We start from the raw sequence: 15,043 nt of genomic DNA, 5'->3' as shown, positions 1-15,043 counted from the left end.
CACTGATCGCCGAAAGCCCGTGATGACCGACAAGTCCGACTCCGCCACGCCCCGCCGGCCCGGCCGCCCGCGCTCCGAGGCGGCCTCGGCGGCCGTGCTCGATGCGGCCTGGCGGCTGTGCGCCACGCAGGGCCTGCGCGGCGCCACCCTGCAGGCCATCGCGGCCGAATCGGGGGTGTCGAAGATGACCATCTACAAGTGGTGGGACAGCCGGCTCGCCCTGCTCATCGATGCCTTCCTGCAGCAGGCGACCGCGATGCTGCCGCTGTCGCGAACCGATCCGCCGGTCGAGGCGATCCGCGCCCATGCCCTGCGTTACCTCGCTGCGCTGCAAGGTGATCTCGGCCAGGTGCAGCTGGCGGTGCTGGCCGAGTGCATGGCCGAGACCGGCAGTTCGGCGCTGTTCGTGGAGCGCTATCTCCGCATTCGCCGCAAGCTCGGTGCGGGGGTGATCCGGCGCGGCCAGCGCGATGGCGTCATCCGCGCCGACCAGCCAGCCGAGGCCTTGTACGACCAGATCTATGGCGCCATGTTCTACCGCTTCCAGTTTGGCCTGCCAGGGTTGAACCGGTCGTACGTGAGCGCGCTGGTCGAGAAAACGCTGGGCGCAGGCGTGGCCTGAAATGGTCAGGCAAACGTATTAAATAACGCACTTGTCAGCAGATACTTGGCCTCTAGAATACTGGTCAAGCATCCAGCCTGTTCATGCGGACAGCGGATCAATCCCACGCCAACTCGTTGACTCACCGGAGAATTCCCATGGACGCCAAGACCGCCGCCGCCAATGCCGCCGCTTCCGCCGAAAAGGCCAAGGCCCTGCAGGCCGCCCTCGCCCAGATCGAGAAACAGTTCGGCAAGGGCACCATCATGCGACTTGGTGAAGGCGAAACCGTCGCCGACATCCAGGTCGTCTCCACCGGCTCCCTGGGCCTCGACGTCGCCCTGGGCGTGGGCGGCCTGCCGCGCGGCCGGGTGATCGAGATCTACGGCCCGGAATCTTCCGGCAAGACCACGCTGACCCTGCAGGTCATCGCCGAAATGCAGCGCCAGGCCGGCACCTGCGCCTTCGTCGATGCCGAGCACGCCCTCGACACCCAATACGCCCAGAAGCTCGGCGTCAATCTGCAGGACCTGCTCATCTCCCAGCCCGACACCGGCGAGCAGGCCCTCGAGATCGTCGACAGCCTGGTGCGCTCCGGTGCGGTCGACCTCATCGTGGTCGACTCGGTCGCAGCGCTCACCCCCAAGGCCGAAATCGAAGGCGAAATGGGCGACAGCCTGCCAGGCCTGCAAGCCCGCCTGATGAGCCAGGCGCTGCGCAAGCTCACCGCCACCATCAAGAAGACCAACTGCATGGTCATCTTCATCAACCAGATCCGCATGAAGATCGGCGTGATGTTCGGCAGCCCCGAAACCACCACTGGCGGCAATGCGCTCAAGTTCTACGCCTCGGTGCGGCTGGACATCCGCCGCATCGGCACCATCAAGAAGGGCGAGGAAGTCGTCGGCAACGAGACCAAGGTGAAGGTGGTCAAGAACAAGGTCGCCGCGCCCTTCAAGACGGCCGAGTTCGACATCATGTTCGGCGAGGGCATCAGCCGCGAGGGCGAGATCATCGACAAGGGCGTCGAGGCCAAGATCATCGAGAAGTCCGGCGCCTGGTACGCCTACCAGGGCGAGAAGATCGGCCAGGGCCGCGACAACACCCGCGAGTTCCTGCGCGAGAACAAGGCGCTGGCCCGCGAGATCGAGAACAAGGTGCGCGAGAGCCTGGGCGTGGCCGTGCTGCCGGCCGACGTCGAGACCGAAACCGCCGACGCGTAAGCGCCGCCGGGCAACGCCAACCGCGCACGACGTGGCCTTCGGCAAGATCTCGCTCAAGGGCCGCGCGCTGCGCTATCTCTCCGGCCGGGAGCATTCCCGGGCGGAGCTCAAGCGCAAGCTGGCCCCGCACGAGGAAGCACCCGGCACGCTCGACGCGGTGCTCGACGAGTTGGCCGAGAAGGGTTTCCTGAGCGACGCCCGTTATGTCGAATCGGTGCTCAACCGCCGCGCCGGCCGGCTCGGCGCGGGCCGCATCCGGCAGGAGTTGCGCCAGCAGGGCATCGCGCCCGACGCGGTGGCCGAGGCCGTCGCGCGGCTGCAGGGCAGCGAACTCGAACGTGCCCGCGAGGTCTGGCGCCGGCGTTTCGACGCACCGCCGGCCGACGCCGCCGAACGCGGCCGCCAGGGCCGCTTCCTGATGGCGCGCGGCTTCGGCTCCGACGTGGTGCGGCGCGTGCTGGCCGGCGCCGATCAGCCCTTGGACGACGATGCGGGCTGACGCCTGCCGATGAACTGCGGCGCCACCCGGGCTATCACCGCGCCGTCGAAATCCCAGCCCACGCACTGACCCATGTGGGGCGCGGGCACGTCGCCTTCGTAGAGCGCGCCGCCGGCCGAACGGCGCGTGCGCTGCAGATGCGGATACACCGTCTGAAAGGCGGTCGTCGCCATGGCCGACAGCAGTTCCCGCAAGTGGGTGCAACCTGCCACGCCGCCCATGGCCTCGTCCACAGCGCGACGCCATCCCGGGCCCATGCGCGCGCCCGCCAGCCGGTGAAAGGGCAGCACCGCCGGCGCGCATTCGTCGAAAGGCGTGCTGGCCATCACGGCTGTCGCCTCGCGCACCACCAGGCCGTCGTCGATGGTCAGCCGGATGCGCATGTGGTGGATCGGCTCGCCCGCCTGGCGCGCGTGGCTGGCCGAGGAGGCAGAGTCGTAGGCCTTGGTGTCCACCAGTTCGCCTTCGATATCCCACAGACCGTCCTCACGCAGGAAGCCGTGCGTGGTGGTGCGGCGCGTGTGGATCGGTTGGCGAGCGGCGGCGGTCGGCAGTTCGTTCATGTGAAATCAGATGAATCAATGATCTGAGTGTGAGTCGAGATGCGATTCCGAGCATCCAGCCGGGAGAATTTTGCGACGCGTCCTCCCGGGGCCGACCGTGAAGTGCAGCACCGCGCATCGCTCGCGCGGTTCCGCCCGCACTTCCAGGGTGCATCTCGTCGTGCACGCCCCATGCGTTTTTCGTGCACCTGGCTGCACCTTCCCGCCCCGCCTGGATGGTTTCACATGCAGTTTCTTTCTCGTTTCGGCGCCCCGACCGGCGCATTCTTCATCGTCTGCATCGCGCTGATCCTGCTGAGCGGGCCGCTCGCGCGGATGCTGCTGCCGCTGCGGTACCGCCCCGGGCAGGAGGAGGACGCGCCCGAGATCTCCGCCGCCTCGGCCGCCCGCAGCGTGGCCGTGCTGGCGCTGTCGGCGAGCTTCTGGGTCATGGACCATCACAACGCCATCTTCTTCCTGGCGCTGGCCTGCTGTTGCGGTCTGTCCTTTCTCTGCCTCATCGCGCGCTACCGCCGCCAGCGGCGGCAGCATTCGGGATGGATCCCCTGCCGCGATGCGCAGGGCGCGCCCATCTTCCGGCTGGTGCCCATGGGCAGCGAATCCGAGCTCTACGACCAGGTGCAGTCGGAGCTGTCGTATGCACGGGTGCACGATCCCGAACTGACGATGAAGGAGTTCATCCTCAACCAGGGCGACGCGTCGCAGCGGCCGGCCGCCTGGTGGCCGCCGGCGGTGCTGGTCGCCACCGTCGCGCGGCTGCATACCTTGCTGGTGCTGCTCATCTTGAGCGGCATCAGCGCCGCGGTGCTCTGCGCGCTGGCCCTGGCCGCGATCTGCGGCCAATAGCGGCCACGGCCGGGCTCGATCAGGGCCGGTTTTCCTTCAGCGCGAGGTAGGGGCCGAGATCCAGCGCGGCCTGGTCGCCCAGCAGCCCGACCGTCACCGCCACGCCGGCCTCGCGCAGGATCGCGATGCCCCGACCGTCGTTGCGCGGATCCGGGTCGAGCATTGCGACGAACACTTCGCGCACGCCGCGCTCCACCATCGTGCGGGCACACGACGGCGTACGGCCGTGAAAGGAACAGGGTTCCAGGGTGACGAAGGCGACCACGTCGTCGAGCGGGCCTTGCAGCCGGGCCAGCGCGCCGGCCTCGGCATGCGGGTTCCCGGGCGGCTGGGTATGGCCCCGGGCGACAATTTCGCCGCCGCGCACCAGCACGCAGCCGACCGGTGGATTGGGCAGGCAGGCGGGCAGCGCGAGGCGGCCTTCGGCCAGGGCGGCCTGCATGAAAGATCGGGCGGAATCGGCGTCCATGCGACGAGCCTACCAGCGCCCGGGTCTTGACGGCCCCGCTAAGCTCGTCGGTTGACTTCGACCATGCCTTCTTCCGCCCTCTCATCGCCCCCGCCGGCCGCCGCCATCGGCCGTGTCCATGCACGACGCCTGCGCGACATCTACCGATCCGCCGGCTGGCCCTGCCAGGACCTGGTGGAGGTGGAACTCGTCACCGCTGGCCTGGTGACGCAGGTCTTCGATGCCCACGGCCGCGCCTCGCTGCGGGTGACGCCCGAAGGTCTGTCGCTGATGGCCAGCACGCTGGCCGGCAATCGGGCCGCGCGTTCGGCGCACGAAGCGCTGGAAGAGCAGGTCGCCCGCGCCATGCAGCGCGCCGGCCGCATCGTGTGGCGTGGGCTGTCGCTGCGGGCGCAGGTACCGTGCGAGGGGCCGCCGAGCGAGCCGCCGGCCGACCAGGTCGACGACACGAACGCGCCCCGGCCCTCGCGTTGGTGCATCGCCCGGCCCGATGTTTTTTCGGTGCGCAACACCTCGGTGGAGGCCTACCTCGCGCCCGTGGTGCACGAGATCAAGGTGCGCCGCTCCGACCTGCTGTCGGACCTGCGCAACCCGGCCAAGCGCGCCGCCTACCTCGACATGAGCAGCGAGTGCTGGTACGTGCTGGGCACCGACGGCCGGGGGCGTTCCATTGGTGAGGCCGAGGAAATTCCGCCGGAGTGCGGCGTGATGCGCGCCGAGGGCGACCCGGATCAGCCGCGCCTCGTGGTCGTGCGGCCCGCCCCGCGGCGCGCCAAGACGCTGTCTTTCGGCATCTGGCTCGCATTGGCCAAGGCCACGGCGCTGCCGGTGCTCGGCGACGACGATCAGGCGCTGCTGCAGCCCTGCGAGGACGACCCGCGCGCGTAACAAGAAGGGTCAGAAGATTGGCTGGTTCAGGCACGCAGTGCGTCCGTCGATTTCCAAGTCCCTTTTCAAGGATTTCGCAGGAGCGGCATTGCGCGCTGCCTTCTTCAGGCCATTTAACGTGTGGCGCGGATGCCCATTACTTGGGCCTAGGGATGTGCGGCCAACTATCGACAATAAAGATGGCGGTTATATCCAAATAGCGTTTTACACCGATCCGCCCGGCCCATACATTTGCTTCGCGTTCTCACTAGGTTTGCATTCCGGCAAATTATTAAAAAAACGTGCGAATTTTCTTGTAGTAAGCAATGCAAATCCATGGCGTCAATTAAATATTTATTTGAAATTATTGTGATGTTGCTGATATCTATCTCAGCAGCCAAAGCTCAATCGTTGCCGGTTGTGAGTGTATATGGGTCTTATGCATGGGGTGGCGGGTTTGGCGCAGGGTTCAGTTTTGGTCAGCAGGTGGGGGCCGCGCCATTTCCCGAGTATCCAATGATGGTCGCGGCCATAGACCAGCATCTGGCGCTCATCAACGTACGATGTTCAGGCGGAAACTATAAAGACGTGACATCGCATTCTGACGAGCTGAGTCGAACCTTGGCTGCCGAACAAATTTTTCGTGTGGTCAAACAAGGTCAAACACTCTGGGATTGGGTGTTCAAGAAAAAGCCCTATTACGGCGGGCGATTGCTTGTGATATTTGCCGACGGTGGGCAGGAAGAGTTTTTGGTGACCAACCCCATGCTGTCGTCAGCCATTCCGTTGGGCCCCATTCCAAATACACGTAAGATGGGCGATGGTGCAATTAAACGCCATCATATCTGCGGATGAACCGGTCCCTGCGTATCATTCTTGCCTCTCTAATCGGGGGGCTGATGCTTTTGGGGGCTGTCGTTTTTTATCAATTTCATGACGTTAATGCGCATGAGCCGGTAAAAAGAAGTCGATTTTCGATGTCGAACGATCAGGAGGTTAATCTCGCCTCGTCGCCTGTTTTGGCAGCTGCAATAAATAAGTCAAACGGCGAAAATGATTTAAACGTAAAGCATCGAAATGAATTCCTGCTGGAAGAGGCGCGAGATTATCGTGTGGCCTTTGAATATTTGTTGAGGGACCATACAGAAAAATCCGGCCTTTATGCGATGCATATTTTAAAATTGTGTACAGGATATTTGCGGGCGGAGCCAATGGAGGCTTCTCACTCGAGCAGGCAGGATGGTGCGCGGGAATTGATGGCAGCGCGCTGCGCCTCCTTTTCTACAGACGAACTTTCAGATCAAAGTCGATTGCACGCTATTAGCGACCCTCGGCTGTCAGGCGGGCTGAAGGACTTGTGGGTCAAGTTCATGCAGGCCGACGCTAACCGTGAAAGACGATTGAACGTGGTCCACCAGGCCCTTGCCGCGAACGACCCCCTTCTTCTGGAATATATCGGGCCGCTCGTCATGTACCGTGGCGAATCCGATGATTTCATGGTTGCCGGTAAGCGCTACAGCTCTGAAAATGGCCAACTCCTCATCAATGCATGGAACGCGGCGTTGTGCGAAGGGACTGGTACGCAATGTGGAGCGCGAGACCCCACCGTCCTGGAATCATGCGCACGATTGGGGATTTGCGTTGAATCACGCCGGGAGCTGGTCGAGGCGCAAATTCGCGATTATTTTGGGGCTGAAGGGAAAGCAATATTCGAGGAAGTATATCCAGCGCTAGTCACCATCGTGAAGACGCGCGATGCCGAAGCATTCCTGCCAAAGTAAGCAGGTGGGGCTTTTGAAAAGCCGCGGCAGCGGATGCCTGCCAATTTATGCATACACGCCATCTGCGGCGTCGTCCGACGACCGACGTGCCACACGCAGTGCATGCTAGTAACGACAGTTTTCACGTCCCATCCTCAGGAGATTTGCATGATCGAGAAATTCGCGACGGTTCATTGGGAAGGTGCCGGCAAGACCGGCAAGGGCGCCATCAGCACCGAAACCGACACGCTCAAGGCCAAACCCTACGGCTTCGCTACCCGCTTCGAAGGCGACAAGCAGGGCACCAACCCCGAGGAGCTGCTGGGCGCCGCGCACGCCGCGTGCTTCACCATGGCCTTCGCCTTCGCCGCCGAAAAGGCCGGCTTCCCGACCGCCTCGGTGGACACCAAGGCCCAGGTGCGCCTGGCCAAGGACGGCGACGGTTTCAAGATCGACCGCATCGCGCTCACGCTGGACGCCAGCGTGCCCAACATCGACGAGGCCAAGTTCCAGGAAATCGCACAGGCGGCCAAGCAGGGCTGCCCGCTGTCGAAGGCGCTGGTCTCGGTGCCCGAGATCACGCTCACCGCCACGCTGCGCGGCTGAGCCGCTGCTTTAAGGAGTTCGTCATGCCCACAGCATCACCCTCCGGCACGACGCTGCTGCTGCGCCGGGCCTCGATTTTCGGGGCGGCCTGCCTGCTCGGCCTGGCCGCCCACGCGGCCGACATCGTCGAAAAAGGCTGCACCGGCCACGAGGCGCGTAACGACCCGGCCGCGTGCAAGCGCGAGACCGGCGCAGCCAGGCAGGAAGCCCAGCGCGGCAACCTCACCACGCCGGCGGCGTCTGCCGCCAGCGCCAATGCGGCCGACCGCTGCCGTGCACTCACCGGCGGCGAGAAGACCGACTGCCTGACCCGCATGAGCGGCGGCGGCACCAGCAGCACGACCACCACCACCGGCGGCAGCGTCGAGGGCGGTGGTGTGATCCGCGAAACCACGACGACCACGACCACGGTGCCGGCCAAGCCCTGAGTCCAGCGCCCGAAAAGGCGCACCTCTCAGGCGGCGCGCGTGGTGCGCGGCGGCGCGTTCCAGCGCGCCATCAGCTCGGCGTGGCGCAGGCGGGCGGCGGCCAGGTTGCGCGCCTTCACATGGCCGTATCCCTTGATCGACTCGGGTAACCGGGCGATCTCCAGCGCCAGCGCCATGTCGCCGCCGTGGGCCAGGCCGTCGAGCAGGGTTTCGACGGTGGTCAGGTACTCGTCGACCAGGGCCCGCTCGGTGCGGCGCTCCTCGGTGTGGCCGAAGGGATCGAAGGCGGTGCCGCGCAGGAACTTCAGCCGCGCCAGCAGCCGGAAGGCCGGCAGCATCCACGGACCGAAGCGCTGCTTGACTGGCCGGCCTTGCTCGTCGTGGCGGCCGAGGATAGGCGGGGCAAGGTGATAGTTCAGCCGGATGTCGCCATCGAACATGCCGCGTACGCGGTCGACGAAGCCCTGGTCGGCGTGCAGCCGGGCGACTTCGTATTCGTCCTTGTAGCCCATCAGCCGGAACAACGATTTGGCGACTGCCTGGGCCAGCGCGTCGCCTTCACCGACCTTGGCCACGCGGTCCACCACGGCCCGGTACCGGGCCGCATACGCCGCGTTCTGGTAGTCGGTCAGGAAAGCCACCCGCCGCGCCACGATGGACGCCAGGTTCTCGCGCGGCTGGAAGGCGATGACCTGCGAGGGCGTTGCGGCCGAGGCCACGGCGGCCGGCCGGACCGCGGCCTGGCGACCCCAGAGAAACGCCGTCTTGTTGGCCTCGACCGCGACCGCGTTGAGCTCGATGGCGCGCATCAACGACGCATGCCCCAGCGGGATCCAGCCGCGCTGCCAGGCGTAGCCCAGCAGCATGGGGTTGGCATAGAGGCTGTCGCCCATCAGGCGTGTGGCGGTGCCGTCGGCATCGAAGGCGCCGACGGCCTCGGCGCCCACCAGCCGCGCCAGTTCCACGCCGCAGGCCTGCTCGGGGTTCTGCCAGTCGCCGTGGTGCACGAACTGCGCGGTCGGCGCGCCGTGGGTGTTGAGGGCGACGTGGCTGCGGCCGGCGCGCAGGCGTTCGGTGGTGTCGTGGTGTACCGCCACCAGCGGGTCGCAGGCCAGCACCAAATCGGCGGCAGCGGTGCCGACGCGGGTGGTGAGGATGTCGTCCTGGCGCGCTGCGATCAGCACATGGCTCCAGGTGGCGCCGCCCTTCTGCGCCAGGCCGGCCGCGTCCTGCGTGACGATGCCCTTGCCTTCCAGGTGCGCGGCCACGCCGAGCAGCTGGCCGATGGTGATGACGCCGGTGCCGCCGACGCCCGCGACCATTGCGCCCCAGGGCTCGCCGGACCGATCGGACAGCGCGGGCTGCTCCGGCTCGGGCAGTTCGCCCAGCTCGGCAGGCGACGGCGCCTGCGCCTTGGCGCGCTTCTTGAGCGCGCCACCGGACACTTCGACAAAGCTCGGGCAGAAGCCCTTCAGGCAGCTGGTGTCCTTGTTGCAGCTGCTCTGGTTGATGGTGCGCTTGCGGCCGAAGGGTGTCTCCAGCGGCTCCACCGACAGGCAGTTGCTCTGCACGCCGCAGTCGCCACAGCCTTCGCAGACCAGGTCGTTGATGACGATGCGGGTCGCCGGGTCGGCCAGCGTGCCGCGCTTGCGGCGCCGGCGCTTCTCGGTGGCGCAGGTCTGGTCGTAGACCAGGATGCTGGTGCCGGGCACCTCGCGCAGTTCGCGCTGGGTGGCGTCGAGCTGGTCGCGGTGGCGCACCGGTGGGTCGCCGGCGATCTTCACGCCCTGGTACTTGGCCGGGTCGTCGGTGACGATCACCAGCCGCGCCACGCCCTCGGCCTGCAGGCTCTGGCAGATCTGCAGCACGCTGTGGCCTTCGGGCCGTTCACCCACCTGCTGGCCGCCGGTCATGGCCACGGCGTCGTTGTAGAGGATCTTGTAGGTGATGTTGACGCCCGCGGCGATGGCCTGGCGGATCGCCATCAGTCCGCTGTGGAAGTAGGTGCCGTCGCCGAGGTTGGCGAAGATGTGTTTTTCGCGGGTGAACGGCTGCTGGCCGACCCAGGGCACGCCCTCGCCGCCCATCTGGGTGAAGCCCAGGGTTTCGCGGTCCATCCAGGTGGCCATGTAGTGGCAGCCGATGCCGCCCATGGCGCGCGAGCCCTCGGGCACCACGGTGCTGGTGTTGTGGGGGCAGCCCGAGCAGAACCACGGCGTGCGCTCGGCGCCGGCCACGCCGGCCGTGGCCTTGGCTGCAACTTCCTTGGCGTCGAGCACCGCGAGCTGCGTGCGCACGTGCGCGGCCAGGTCGTCGCCGGCCGCGTCGAGCAGGCCGAGCCGCGTGAGGCGCCGCGCTATGGCGCGGGCGATGAGCGCGGGCGACAGGTCGGCGTTGGCGCGCAGCAGCGTGCCGCCGCTGGGGTTGGGCATGCTCCATTCGCCGCCGGAGAAATCGCCTTGCACCTCGTCGAACTTGCCCAGCACGTTGGGCCGCACGTCGGGACGCCAGTTGTAGAGCTCTTCCTTGAGCTGGTATTCGATGACCTGGCGCTTCTCCTCCACCACCAGGATCTCCTGCAGCCCGGTGGCGAAGGCGCGGGTGAGCTGGGCTTCCAGCGGCCAGACCACGCCCACCTTGTGCAGCCGGATGCCGATGCGCCGGCAGGCCTCGTCGTCCAGTCCCAGGTCGACCAACGCCTGCCGCGTGTCGTTCCAGGCCTTGCCGCTGGCGATGATGCCGAGCCGGTCGCGCGGCCCTTCCACGGCGGTGTAGTTGAGCCGGTTGGCGCGGATATAGGCCAGCGCCGCATACCACTTGAAGTCCATCAGCCGGGCTTCCTGCTCCAGCGGCGGATCGGGCCAGCGCACATGCAGACCGCCGGGCGGCATCTCGAAATCGGTGGGGATGACGATCTGCACGCGCGTCGGGTCGATGACGGCGGTGGCGCTGGATTCGACGATCTCCTGGATGGTCTTCAGCCCCGCCCACACACCCGCGAAGCGGCTCATGGCGAAGGCGTGCAGGCCCAGGTCCAGGATCTCCTGCACGTTCGCCGGAAAGAACACCGGCAGGCCGCAGGCCTTGAAGATGTGGTCGCTCTGGTGCGCGGCGGTGCTGCTCTTGGAGATGTGGTCGTCGCCCGCCACCGCGATCACGCCGCCGAGCGGGCTGGTGCCTGCCATGTTGGCGTGCTTGAACACGTCGGAGCAGCGGTCCACGCCTGGCCCCTTGCCGTACCAGAGGCCAAAGACGCCGTCGTACTTTTGCTGGGCGGGGTCGGTATAGGCCAGGGTCTGGGTGCCCCAGACGGCGGTGGCGGCCAGCTCCTCGTTGACGCCGGGCTGGAACACGATGTTCTGCGCCGCCAGGTGCTTCTGCGCTTTCCACAGCGCTTGGTCGTAGCCGCCGAGCGGCGAGCCCCGGTAGCCGCTGATGAAGCCGGCGGTGTCGTGGCCGGCGAGCGCGTCGCGCTGGCGCTGCAGCATCGGCAGCCGGACCAGGGCCTGCACGCCGCTCATGAAGGCGCGGCCGTGGTCCAGGGTGTAGCGGTCGTCCAGGCTGGCCTGGGCCATCGCGCGCAGGACCGCATCGGGTAGGGGTGCATTCATCGGGTCTGTCTCCTGTTGCCGCTTCGAGTGCGGCTTTATGTCGGATCAGTGTAGGTTTTGCGCCCGGATAGGTGTTTGCGTTTATTGCCTTCCAAAGGGGTGTCGGAGAAAGATCCTTGCTCCTGGAGGCTGCGAATGAAAACACTCGATCGATTCGACCTGGCGATCCTGCGTGAGCTGCAGGCCGACGCGCGGCTGACCAATGCCGAGCTGGCCCAGCGGGTGGGCCTGTCGGCCGCGCCCTGCTGGCGCCGGGTGCGTGCGCTGGAGGAGGCGGGTTTCATCCTGGGCTACCACGCCCGGCTGGACCGGCAGAAGCTCGGGCTCGGCGTGTTGGCCTATGTGCGGCTGGACGCCGAGCGCAATTCGGCCGGCGCGATGCGCGAGCTGGAAGAAGCAGTGCGCCAGCTGCCCGAGGTGATCAGCTGCCACTACATCAGCGGCACCGGCACCTTCGAGCTGCAGGTGGTGGCCGAGGACCTGGACAGCTTCTCGCGCTTCGCGCTGCAGCGCCTGGCCGGGCTTGCGCAGGTGAAGGACCTGCACACGAGCTTTTCCCTGGGCGAGGTGAAGTCGGCATCGGGGCTGCCGTTGGACCACCTGGCCCTGTGATCGCGGCGCCGCCGCCGCCGCGGCATTCGCCGGGGCCGCGCCGATTTCGCGGGCGGGTGCGTCGATCGAGGGTGCATTGCGGAGGATCCGAAACCCCGACACCCCGACACCCCGACACCCCGGCAACGCGACACACCATGCTCACCACGCCCGTCACCCACCTGAGCGCCCCCGTTCCTGCACCGCTGGCCCTGGCGTTACACCCGCAGACTTCGCCGTCCTCCGACCTTGCCTCCGCCGACGCGCATGAGCCCCCGGCCGGCGATGGCCGGCCGCCCTGGACCGCCGGCAGTTTCAAGCCGCCTGCCTACGATCACGACTCGCCCGTCCGGTCCCGGCGCTTCGTGATCGCCAACCTGATACCGCCCGAGTTCCTCATGCTGCACCAGGCCGGCGTCGACCTGCTGCGCATCGGCGAAGCGCTCTGGCGTGCACGCATGGGCGGCCCACGCAGCGGCCTGCTCGTTGCACTGCGGCGCAAGCACCTGCGTGCGCTCGGCGGCGTGCACACCTGGCAGGGGCGCGAATTTCTGCGACGGCTGCGATCGATCAACCGCCTCGCCGTGCACCTCGCCCGGGTGCAACGGGAGCAGCTGCAGCGGTTGCGCGCCGAGGAAGGCGATTTCGACCGCCTGGGCTGGGAGGCCATCGTGCGCGACGAAATCGAGAAGGCGCGTCGCGCCGGCATGATCGCCATGGCGCACGAGGGCTTGCGGGAAGGCCCGTCCGCCGCAGAGCTGCAGCGGCGCATCAACTGCCGCATCCGGCTGCAGCAGAGCTGCCTGCCCTGGTTCCTGCAGTGGCTCATCGGCCACTTCCGGTGCTGAGCCGCGCGGGGCAGGCCCCGCGATGTCTAGTCCACCCGGTTGGTGCTGGAGCCTTCGATGCGGGCATTGATCACTGCCGGGTCGTCGTTCCAGTGCACGTTGACATGCCGGTCCTGCTCCGCCACCACCGCCATATCGGCCGGTATGCCCCGGCTGCGGGGGTCGACTTCGGCGTAAATCCAGTAGGGGCCGTAGAACGAAACCAGCCGGTCGCTGCCGTCGGGCATGAAGAGGTAGGCCTTGCGCATATAGCCGCCCTGGTAGACGAACTCGCTGGTCGCCATCTCCCGGTCGACCAGCGGGTCGTAGACGGTTTTGTAGTCGCCAGGCGGGCAGTTGCGCTCCATGTCCTCGATGCTGGTGAAGAATTTCTCACCGAAAAGAATGTAGCGGAGCCAGTCGTACGAAAAATCCAGTGCGCCCCGCCAGAAGGCTTGGATTTCCTTTATCTGCTGTTGCTTCTGCTGTCGTACCCGGTCGGCTTCCTGTCGGCGCTCGTTGTCGACCCGCTCACGGGCCAGGGCGGCATCGACTTCGCGCTGGGCCGTCGCGATCCGCGGCTCGATGTGGGCGCGCAAGTTGGCGGCCGGGTCGCTCTCGTGGAGGCCGCGCGCCAGGCGATCGACCGCCAGACTGCGAAGGTAGTTGGCGCCGTCGCGGATCAGGTCGGCGTGCGAGGGGAACCGGGCCACATACCAGTCGCGCGCACGGGCCATGCCGTCGAGGTAGCGGTAGACCTCGCTGAACTGGCGCGAGGCCTGCAGGCCTTGTGAGGACTTGCGGCCGCCGAGCGCGTCGATGACGGTCTGGCGCACGCCCTCGGAGCTGCTGGTGTTGTCGGCGGGCCGTGTCCACAGAAGATCGGCATAGGCCGCGATCCAGTCGGTGACGGTGCGGTTCTGGACCCGGACGTCGAACACATACGGGCGCGGCAGGGTGTCGCGGTGCGGCGGCGGGCCGAAACCGCCGGTCGAGATCGCGGTGTCGTTATCGAAGCCGGGCAGGTTTTCGAGCCGGTGATCGGCGCGTTGGAGCCCGGGGTTTTCTGGACCGGACGGGGGAAGGATCACGGTGGCGGGCTGCCCGGTCGGGGCGTGGTTCGCCAGGTGGGTGACGTTGTTCGAAATGGAGCTGGGAAACATCGCGATGGCACCGGTGGTGGAGACATCGCGATTGAAGCGAAGGGGCGGTTTTTCGTCGCTTGTGAAGCCGAATCCGCGACGACTTCAGCGCATCAGTAACGCCTGGCGCAACAGCCGCGTGGCGCGGTCGCGGATGCGGCCGGGAATGTGGCGCGCCGGCTGGTGCGGCCGCTGGCGGCTGGCGGCGCAGGCCTGCAGGAAGTCGTGGAGGATGGCGGTGTCGTCGATGGTGGAGTGCCGGCCCTGGCGGTGGAACTCGGGGTGCCATTGCGTGGCCGCGATGTAGCCGCGCACCGGCCCGCCGGTGCGGCGTATGGCCTCGGGCACGCCGTCCGGATGGCTCCAGGCCTCCACCGTGAAACCGTCGGCCAGGCGTTTGATGCCCTGGTGGTGGATGCTGTTGACACGCGACTGCTTCAGGTCCGGATAGAGCCTGGACAGGTGCGTGCCCTGCACGATCTCGATGTCATGGAAGTTCAGGTCGTAGGTGTCGGCATCGCGGTGGCGCAGCGCGCCTTCGTGCTGGGTCTCGATGTCCTGGTAGAGCGATCCGCCGAAGGCCACGTTGATCAGCTGCAGACCGCGGCAGACACCGAAGATCGGTTTGCCGGCCTGGGCGAAGGCCTCGACCACGGCGAGGTCGTAGAGGTCGCGGATGCGGTCGCCGATCCAGGCCTCGCGCAGCGGCTCCTCGCCATAGCTGCCCGGCCACACGTCGGCACCGCCGTGCATCACCACGCCGTCGAGCCATTCGGCGTAGTGGGCCAGGGTGACATCGCCGCGCGCGGTCTCGCCGGTGGGGCAGGGCACCATCACCACCAGCGCGCCGGCCGACATCAGCCAGTGGGCGATGGACTGCTCGACGTACTGCAGGGTCTTGCCGGTGAACAGGGGGCGCGAGGGATCGGCGTGCTGGAAGCAGGCGGACAAGCCGATCTTGAGTCGGGGCGGAGTGGCTTTGGGCATCGTGGGCGGCTGGACGACGGACG

At 66.9% G+C, this 15,043-nt stretch carries 16 protein-coding genes; 11 read left to right on the top strand and 5 right to left on the bottom strand.

The genetic code is table 11. From position 1 onward, the window contains the following. Positions 1–22 precede the first annotated feature (22 nt). The 3 genes from R9X41_RS22675 to recX all read left to right on the top strand — a co-directional run bounded on the left by R9X41_RS22675 (position 23) and on the right by recX (position 2,323). A complete protein-coding gene (locus R9X41_RS22675) occupies positions 23–622 on the top strand; it encodes a TetR/AcrR family transcriptional regulator (RefSeq protein ID WP_318632687.1) in 600 nt (199 codons plus the stop codon). A gap of 137 nt (positions 623–759) precedes the next feature. Further along, positions 760–1,824, top strand: a complete 1,065-nt coding sequence (gene recA / locus R9X41_RS22670; protein ID WP_318632686.1) for a recombinase RecA — start codon at positions 760–762, stop codon at positions 1,822–1,824. A gap of 31 nt (positions 1,825–1,855) precedes the next feature. After that, complete coding sequence (gene recX / locus R9X41_RS22665) at positions 1,856–2,323, top strand: recombination regulator RecX (protein ID WP_318632685.1); 468 nt, start codon at positions 1,856–1,858, stop codon at positions 2,321–2,323. On the opposite strand, the gene R9X41_RS22660 is transcribed toward recX, so the two are convergent. Then, positions 2,296–2,886, bottom strand: coding sequence for a DUF2889 domain-containing protein (locus R9X41_RS22660; protein ID WP_318632684.1), 591 nt, complete (start codon positions 2,884–2,886; stop codon positions 2,296–2,298). The two genes, recX and R9X41_RS22660, sit on opposite strands and share 28 nt — an antisense overlap. Positions 2,887–3,111: 225 nt before the next feature. Between R9X41_RS22660 and R9X41_RS22655 the strand changes: the two genes are divergently transcribed. Further along, complete coding sequence (locus R9X41_RS22655) at positions 3,112–3,732, top strand: hypothetical protein (RefSeq protein WP_318632683.1); 621 nt, start codon at positions 3,112–3,114, stop codon at positions 3,730–3,732. A gap of 19 nt (positions 3,733–3,751) precedes the next feature. Here R9X41_RS22655 and R9X41_RS22650 read toward each other — a convergent pair whose 3' ends face one another. Further along, the gene (locus R9X41_RS22650; RefSeq protein WP_318632682.1) at positions 3,752–4,201 is read right to left on the bottom strand and encodes a bifunctional diaminohydroxyphosphoribosylaminopyrimidine deaminase/5-amino-6-(5-phosphoribosylamino)uracil reductase RibD; all 450 of its coding nucleotides are present in this window, start codon (positions 4,199–4,201) and stop codon (positions 3,752–3,754) included. 63 nt (positions 4,202–4,264) lie between these two features. On the opposite strand from R9X41_RS22650, the gene R9X41_RS22645 reads away from it, so the two are divergent. The 5 genes from R9X41_RS22645 to R9X41_RS22625 all read left to right on the top strand — a co-directional run bounded on the left by R9X41_RS22645 (position 4,265) and on the right by R9X41_RS22625 (position 7,862). Then, on the top strand, positions 4,265–5,089 hold the full coding sequence (locus R9X41_RS22645) for a hypothetical protein (protein ID WP_318632681.1): 825 nt from the start codon (positions 4,265–4,267) through the stop codon (positions 5,087–5,089). Between the two features lie 315 nt (positions 5,090–5,404). Continuing rightward, positions 5,405–5,923, top strand: a complete 519-nt coding sequence (locus tag R9X41_RS22640) for a hypothetical protein (RefSeq protein WP_318632680.1) — start codon at positions 5,405–5,407, stop codon at positions 5,921–5,923. Then, the gene (locus tag R9X41_RS22635; RefSeq protein WP_318632679.1) at positions 5,920–6,849 is read left to right on the top strand and encodes a hypothetical protein; all 930 of its coding nucleotides are present in this window, start codon (positions 5,920–5,922) and stop codon (positions 6,847–6,849) included. Before R9X41_RS22640 ends, R9X41_RS22635 begins: the two co-directional genes overlap by 4 nt. Before the next feature lie 147 nt (positions 6,850–6,996). After that, entirely contained in the window at positions 6,997–7,434 is a 438-nt protein-coding gene (locus R9X41_RS22630) for an OsmC family protein (protein WP_318632678.1), read from the top strand. A 23-nt stretch (positions 7,435–7,457) separates the two neighbouring features. After that, positions 7,458–7,862, top strand: a complete 405-nt coding sequence (locus tag R9X41_RS22625; RefSeq protein ID WP_318632677.1) for a hypothetical protein — start codon at positions 7,458–7,460, stop codon at positions 7,860–7,862. A gap of 26 nt (positions 7,863–7,888) precedes the next feature. On the opposite strand, the gene R9X41_RS22620 is transcribed toward R9X41_RS22625, so the two are convergent. Further along, positions 7,889–11,473 carry an indolepyruvate ferredoxin oxidoreductase family protein gene (locus R9X41_RS22620; protein WP_318632676.1) on the bottom strand — a complete coding sequence of 1,195 codons (3,585 nt, stop codon included), beginning with the start codon at positions 11,471–11,473 and terminating at the stop codon, positions 7,889–7,891. 135 nt (positions 11,474–11,608) lie between these two features. Here R9X41_RS22620 and R9X41_RS22615 point away from each other — a divergent pair, with 135 nt between their 5' ends. Further along, the gene (locus R9X41_RS22615; protein WP_318632675.1) at positions 11,609–12,085 is read left to right on the top strand and encodes an Lrp/AsnC family transcriptional regulator; all 477 of its coding nucleotides are present in this window, start codon (positions 11,609–11,611) and stop codon (positions 12,083–12,085) included. A 137-nt stretch (positions 12,086–12,222) separates the two neighbouring features. Beyond that, positions 12,223–12,912, top strand: coding sequence for a hypothetical protein (locus R9X41_RS22610; protein WP_318632674.1), 690 nt, complete (start codon positions 12,223–12,225; stop codon positions 12,910–12,912). 26 nt (positions 12,913–12,938) lie between these two features. Here R9X41_RS22610 and R9X41_RS22605 read toward each other — a convergent pair whose 3' ends face one another. Together R9X41_RS22605 and R9X41_RS22600 are read right to left on the bottom strand one after the other, a co-directional pair. Further along, positions 12,939–14,054, bottom strand: a complete 1,116-nt coding sequence (locus tag R9X41_RS22605; protein ID WP_318632673.1) for a hypothetical protein — start codon at positions 14,052–14,054, stop codon at positions 12,939–12,941. 84 nt (positions 14,055–14,138) lie between these two features. Then, on the bottom strand, positions 14,139–15,020 hold the full coding sequence (locus R9X41_RS22600) for a gamma-glutamyl-gamma-aminobutyrate hydrolase family protein (RefSeq protein WP_318632672.1): 882 nt from the start codon (positions 15,018–15,020) through the stop codon (positions 14,139–14,141). Between the last annotated feature and the right edge of the window lie 23 nt (positions 15,021–15,043).

This window comes from Xylophilus sp. GOD-11R, from assembly GCF_033546935.1.
Taxonomy (GTDB): Bacteria; Pseudomonadota; Gammaproteobacteria; order Burkholderiales; family Burkholderiaceae_C; genus Xylophilus.
Note: the sequence above shows the minus strand (reverse complement) of the source record. Positions and strands in the feature narration are given on the sequence as shown.

Bases quoted from the DNA above. Each gene is read 5' to 3' on its own strand.
- R9X41_RS22675 (WP_318632687.1), top strand. From the start codon at position 23: ATGACCGACAAGTCCGACTCCGCCACGCCCCGCCGGCCCGGCCGCCCG.
- recA (WP_318632686.1), top strand. From the start codon at position 760: ATGGACGCCAAGACCGCCGCCGCCAATGCCGCCGCTTCCGCCGAAAAG.
- R9X41_RS22660 (WP_318632684.1), bottom strand. From the start codon at position 2,886: ATGAACGAACTGCCGACCGCCGCCGCTCGCCAACCGATCCACACGCGC.
- R9X41_RS22655 (WP_318632683.1), top strand. From the start codon at position 3,112: ATGCAGTTTCTTTCTCGTTTCGGCGCCCCGACCGGCGCATTCTTCATC.
- R9X41_RS22650 (WP_318632682.1), bottom strand. From the start codon at position 4,201: ATGGACGCCGATTCCGCCCGATCTTTCATGCAGGCCGCCCTGGCCGAA.
- R9X41_RS22645 (WP_318632681.1), top strand. From the start codon at position 4,265: ATGCCTTCTTCCGCCCTCTCATCGCCCCCGCCGGCCGCCGCCATCGGC.
- R9X41_RS22640 (WP_318632680.1), top strand. From the start codon at position 5,405: ATGGCGTCAATTAAATATTTATTTGAAATTATTGTGATGTTGCTGATA.
- R9X41_RS22635 (WP_318632679.1), top strand. From the start codon at position 5,920: ATGAACCGGTCCCTGCGTATCATTCTTGCCTCTCTAATCGGGGGGCTG.
- R9X41_RS22630 (WP_318632678.1), top strand. From the start codon at position 6,997: ATGATCGAGAAATTCGCGACGGTTCATTGGGAAGGTGCCGGCAAGACC.
- R9X41_RS22625 (WP_318632677.1), top strand. From the start codon at position 7,458: ATGCCCACAGCATCACCCTCCGGCACGACGCTGCTGCTGCGCCGGGCC.
- R9X41_RS22620 (WP_318632676.1), bottom strand. From the start codon at position 11,473: ATGAATGCACCCCTACCCGATGCGGTCCTGCGCGCGATGGCCCAGGCC.
- R9X41_RS22615 (WP_318632675.1), top strand. From the start codon at position 11,609: ATGAAAACACTCGATCGATTCGACCTGGCGATCCTGCGTGAGCTGCAG.
- R9X41_RS22610 (WP_318632674.1), top strand. From the start codon at position 12,223: ATGCTCACCACGCCCGTCACCCACCTGAGCGCCCCCGTTCCTGCACCG.
- R9X41_RS22605 (WP_318632673.1), bottom strand. From the start codon at position 14,054: ATGTTTCCCAGCTCCATTTCGAACAACGTCACCCACCTGGCGAACCAC.
- R9X41_RS22600 (WP_318632672.1), bottom strand. From the start codon at position 15,020: ATGCCCAAAGCCACTCCGCCCCGACTCAAGATCGGCTTGTCCGCCTGC.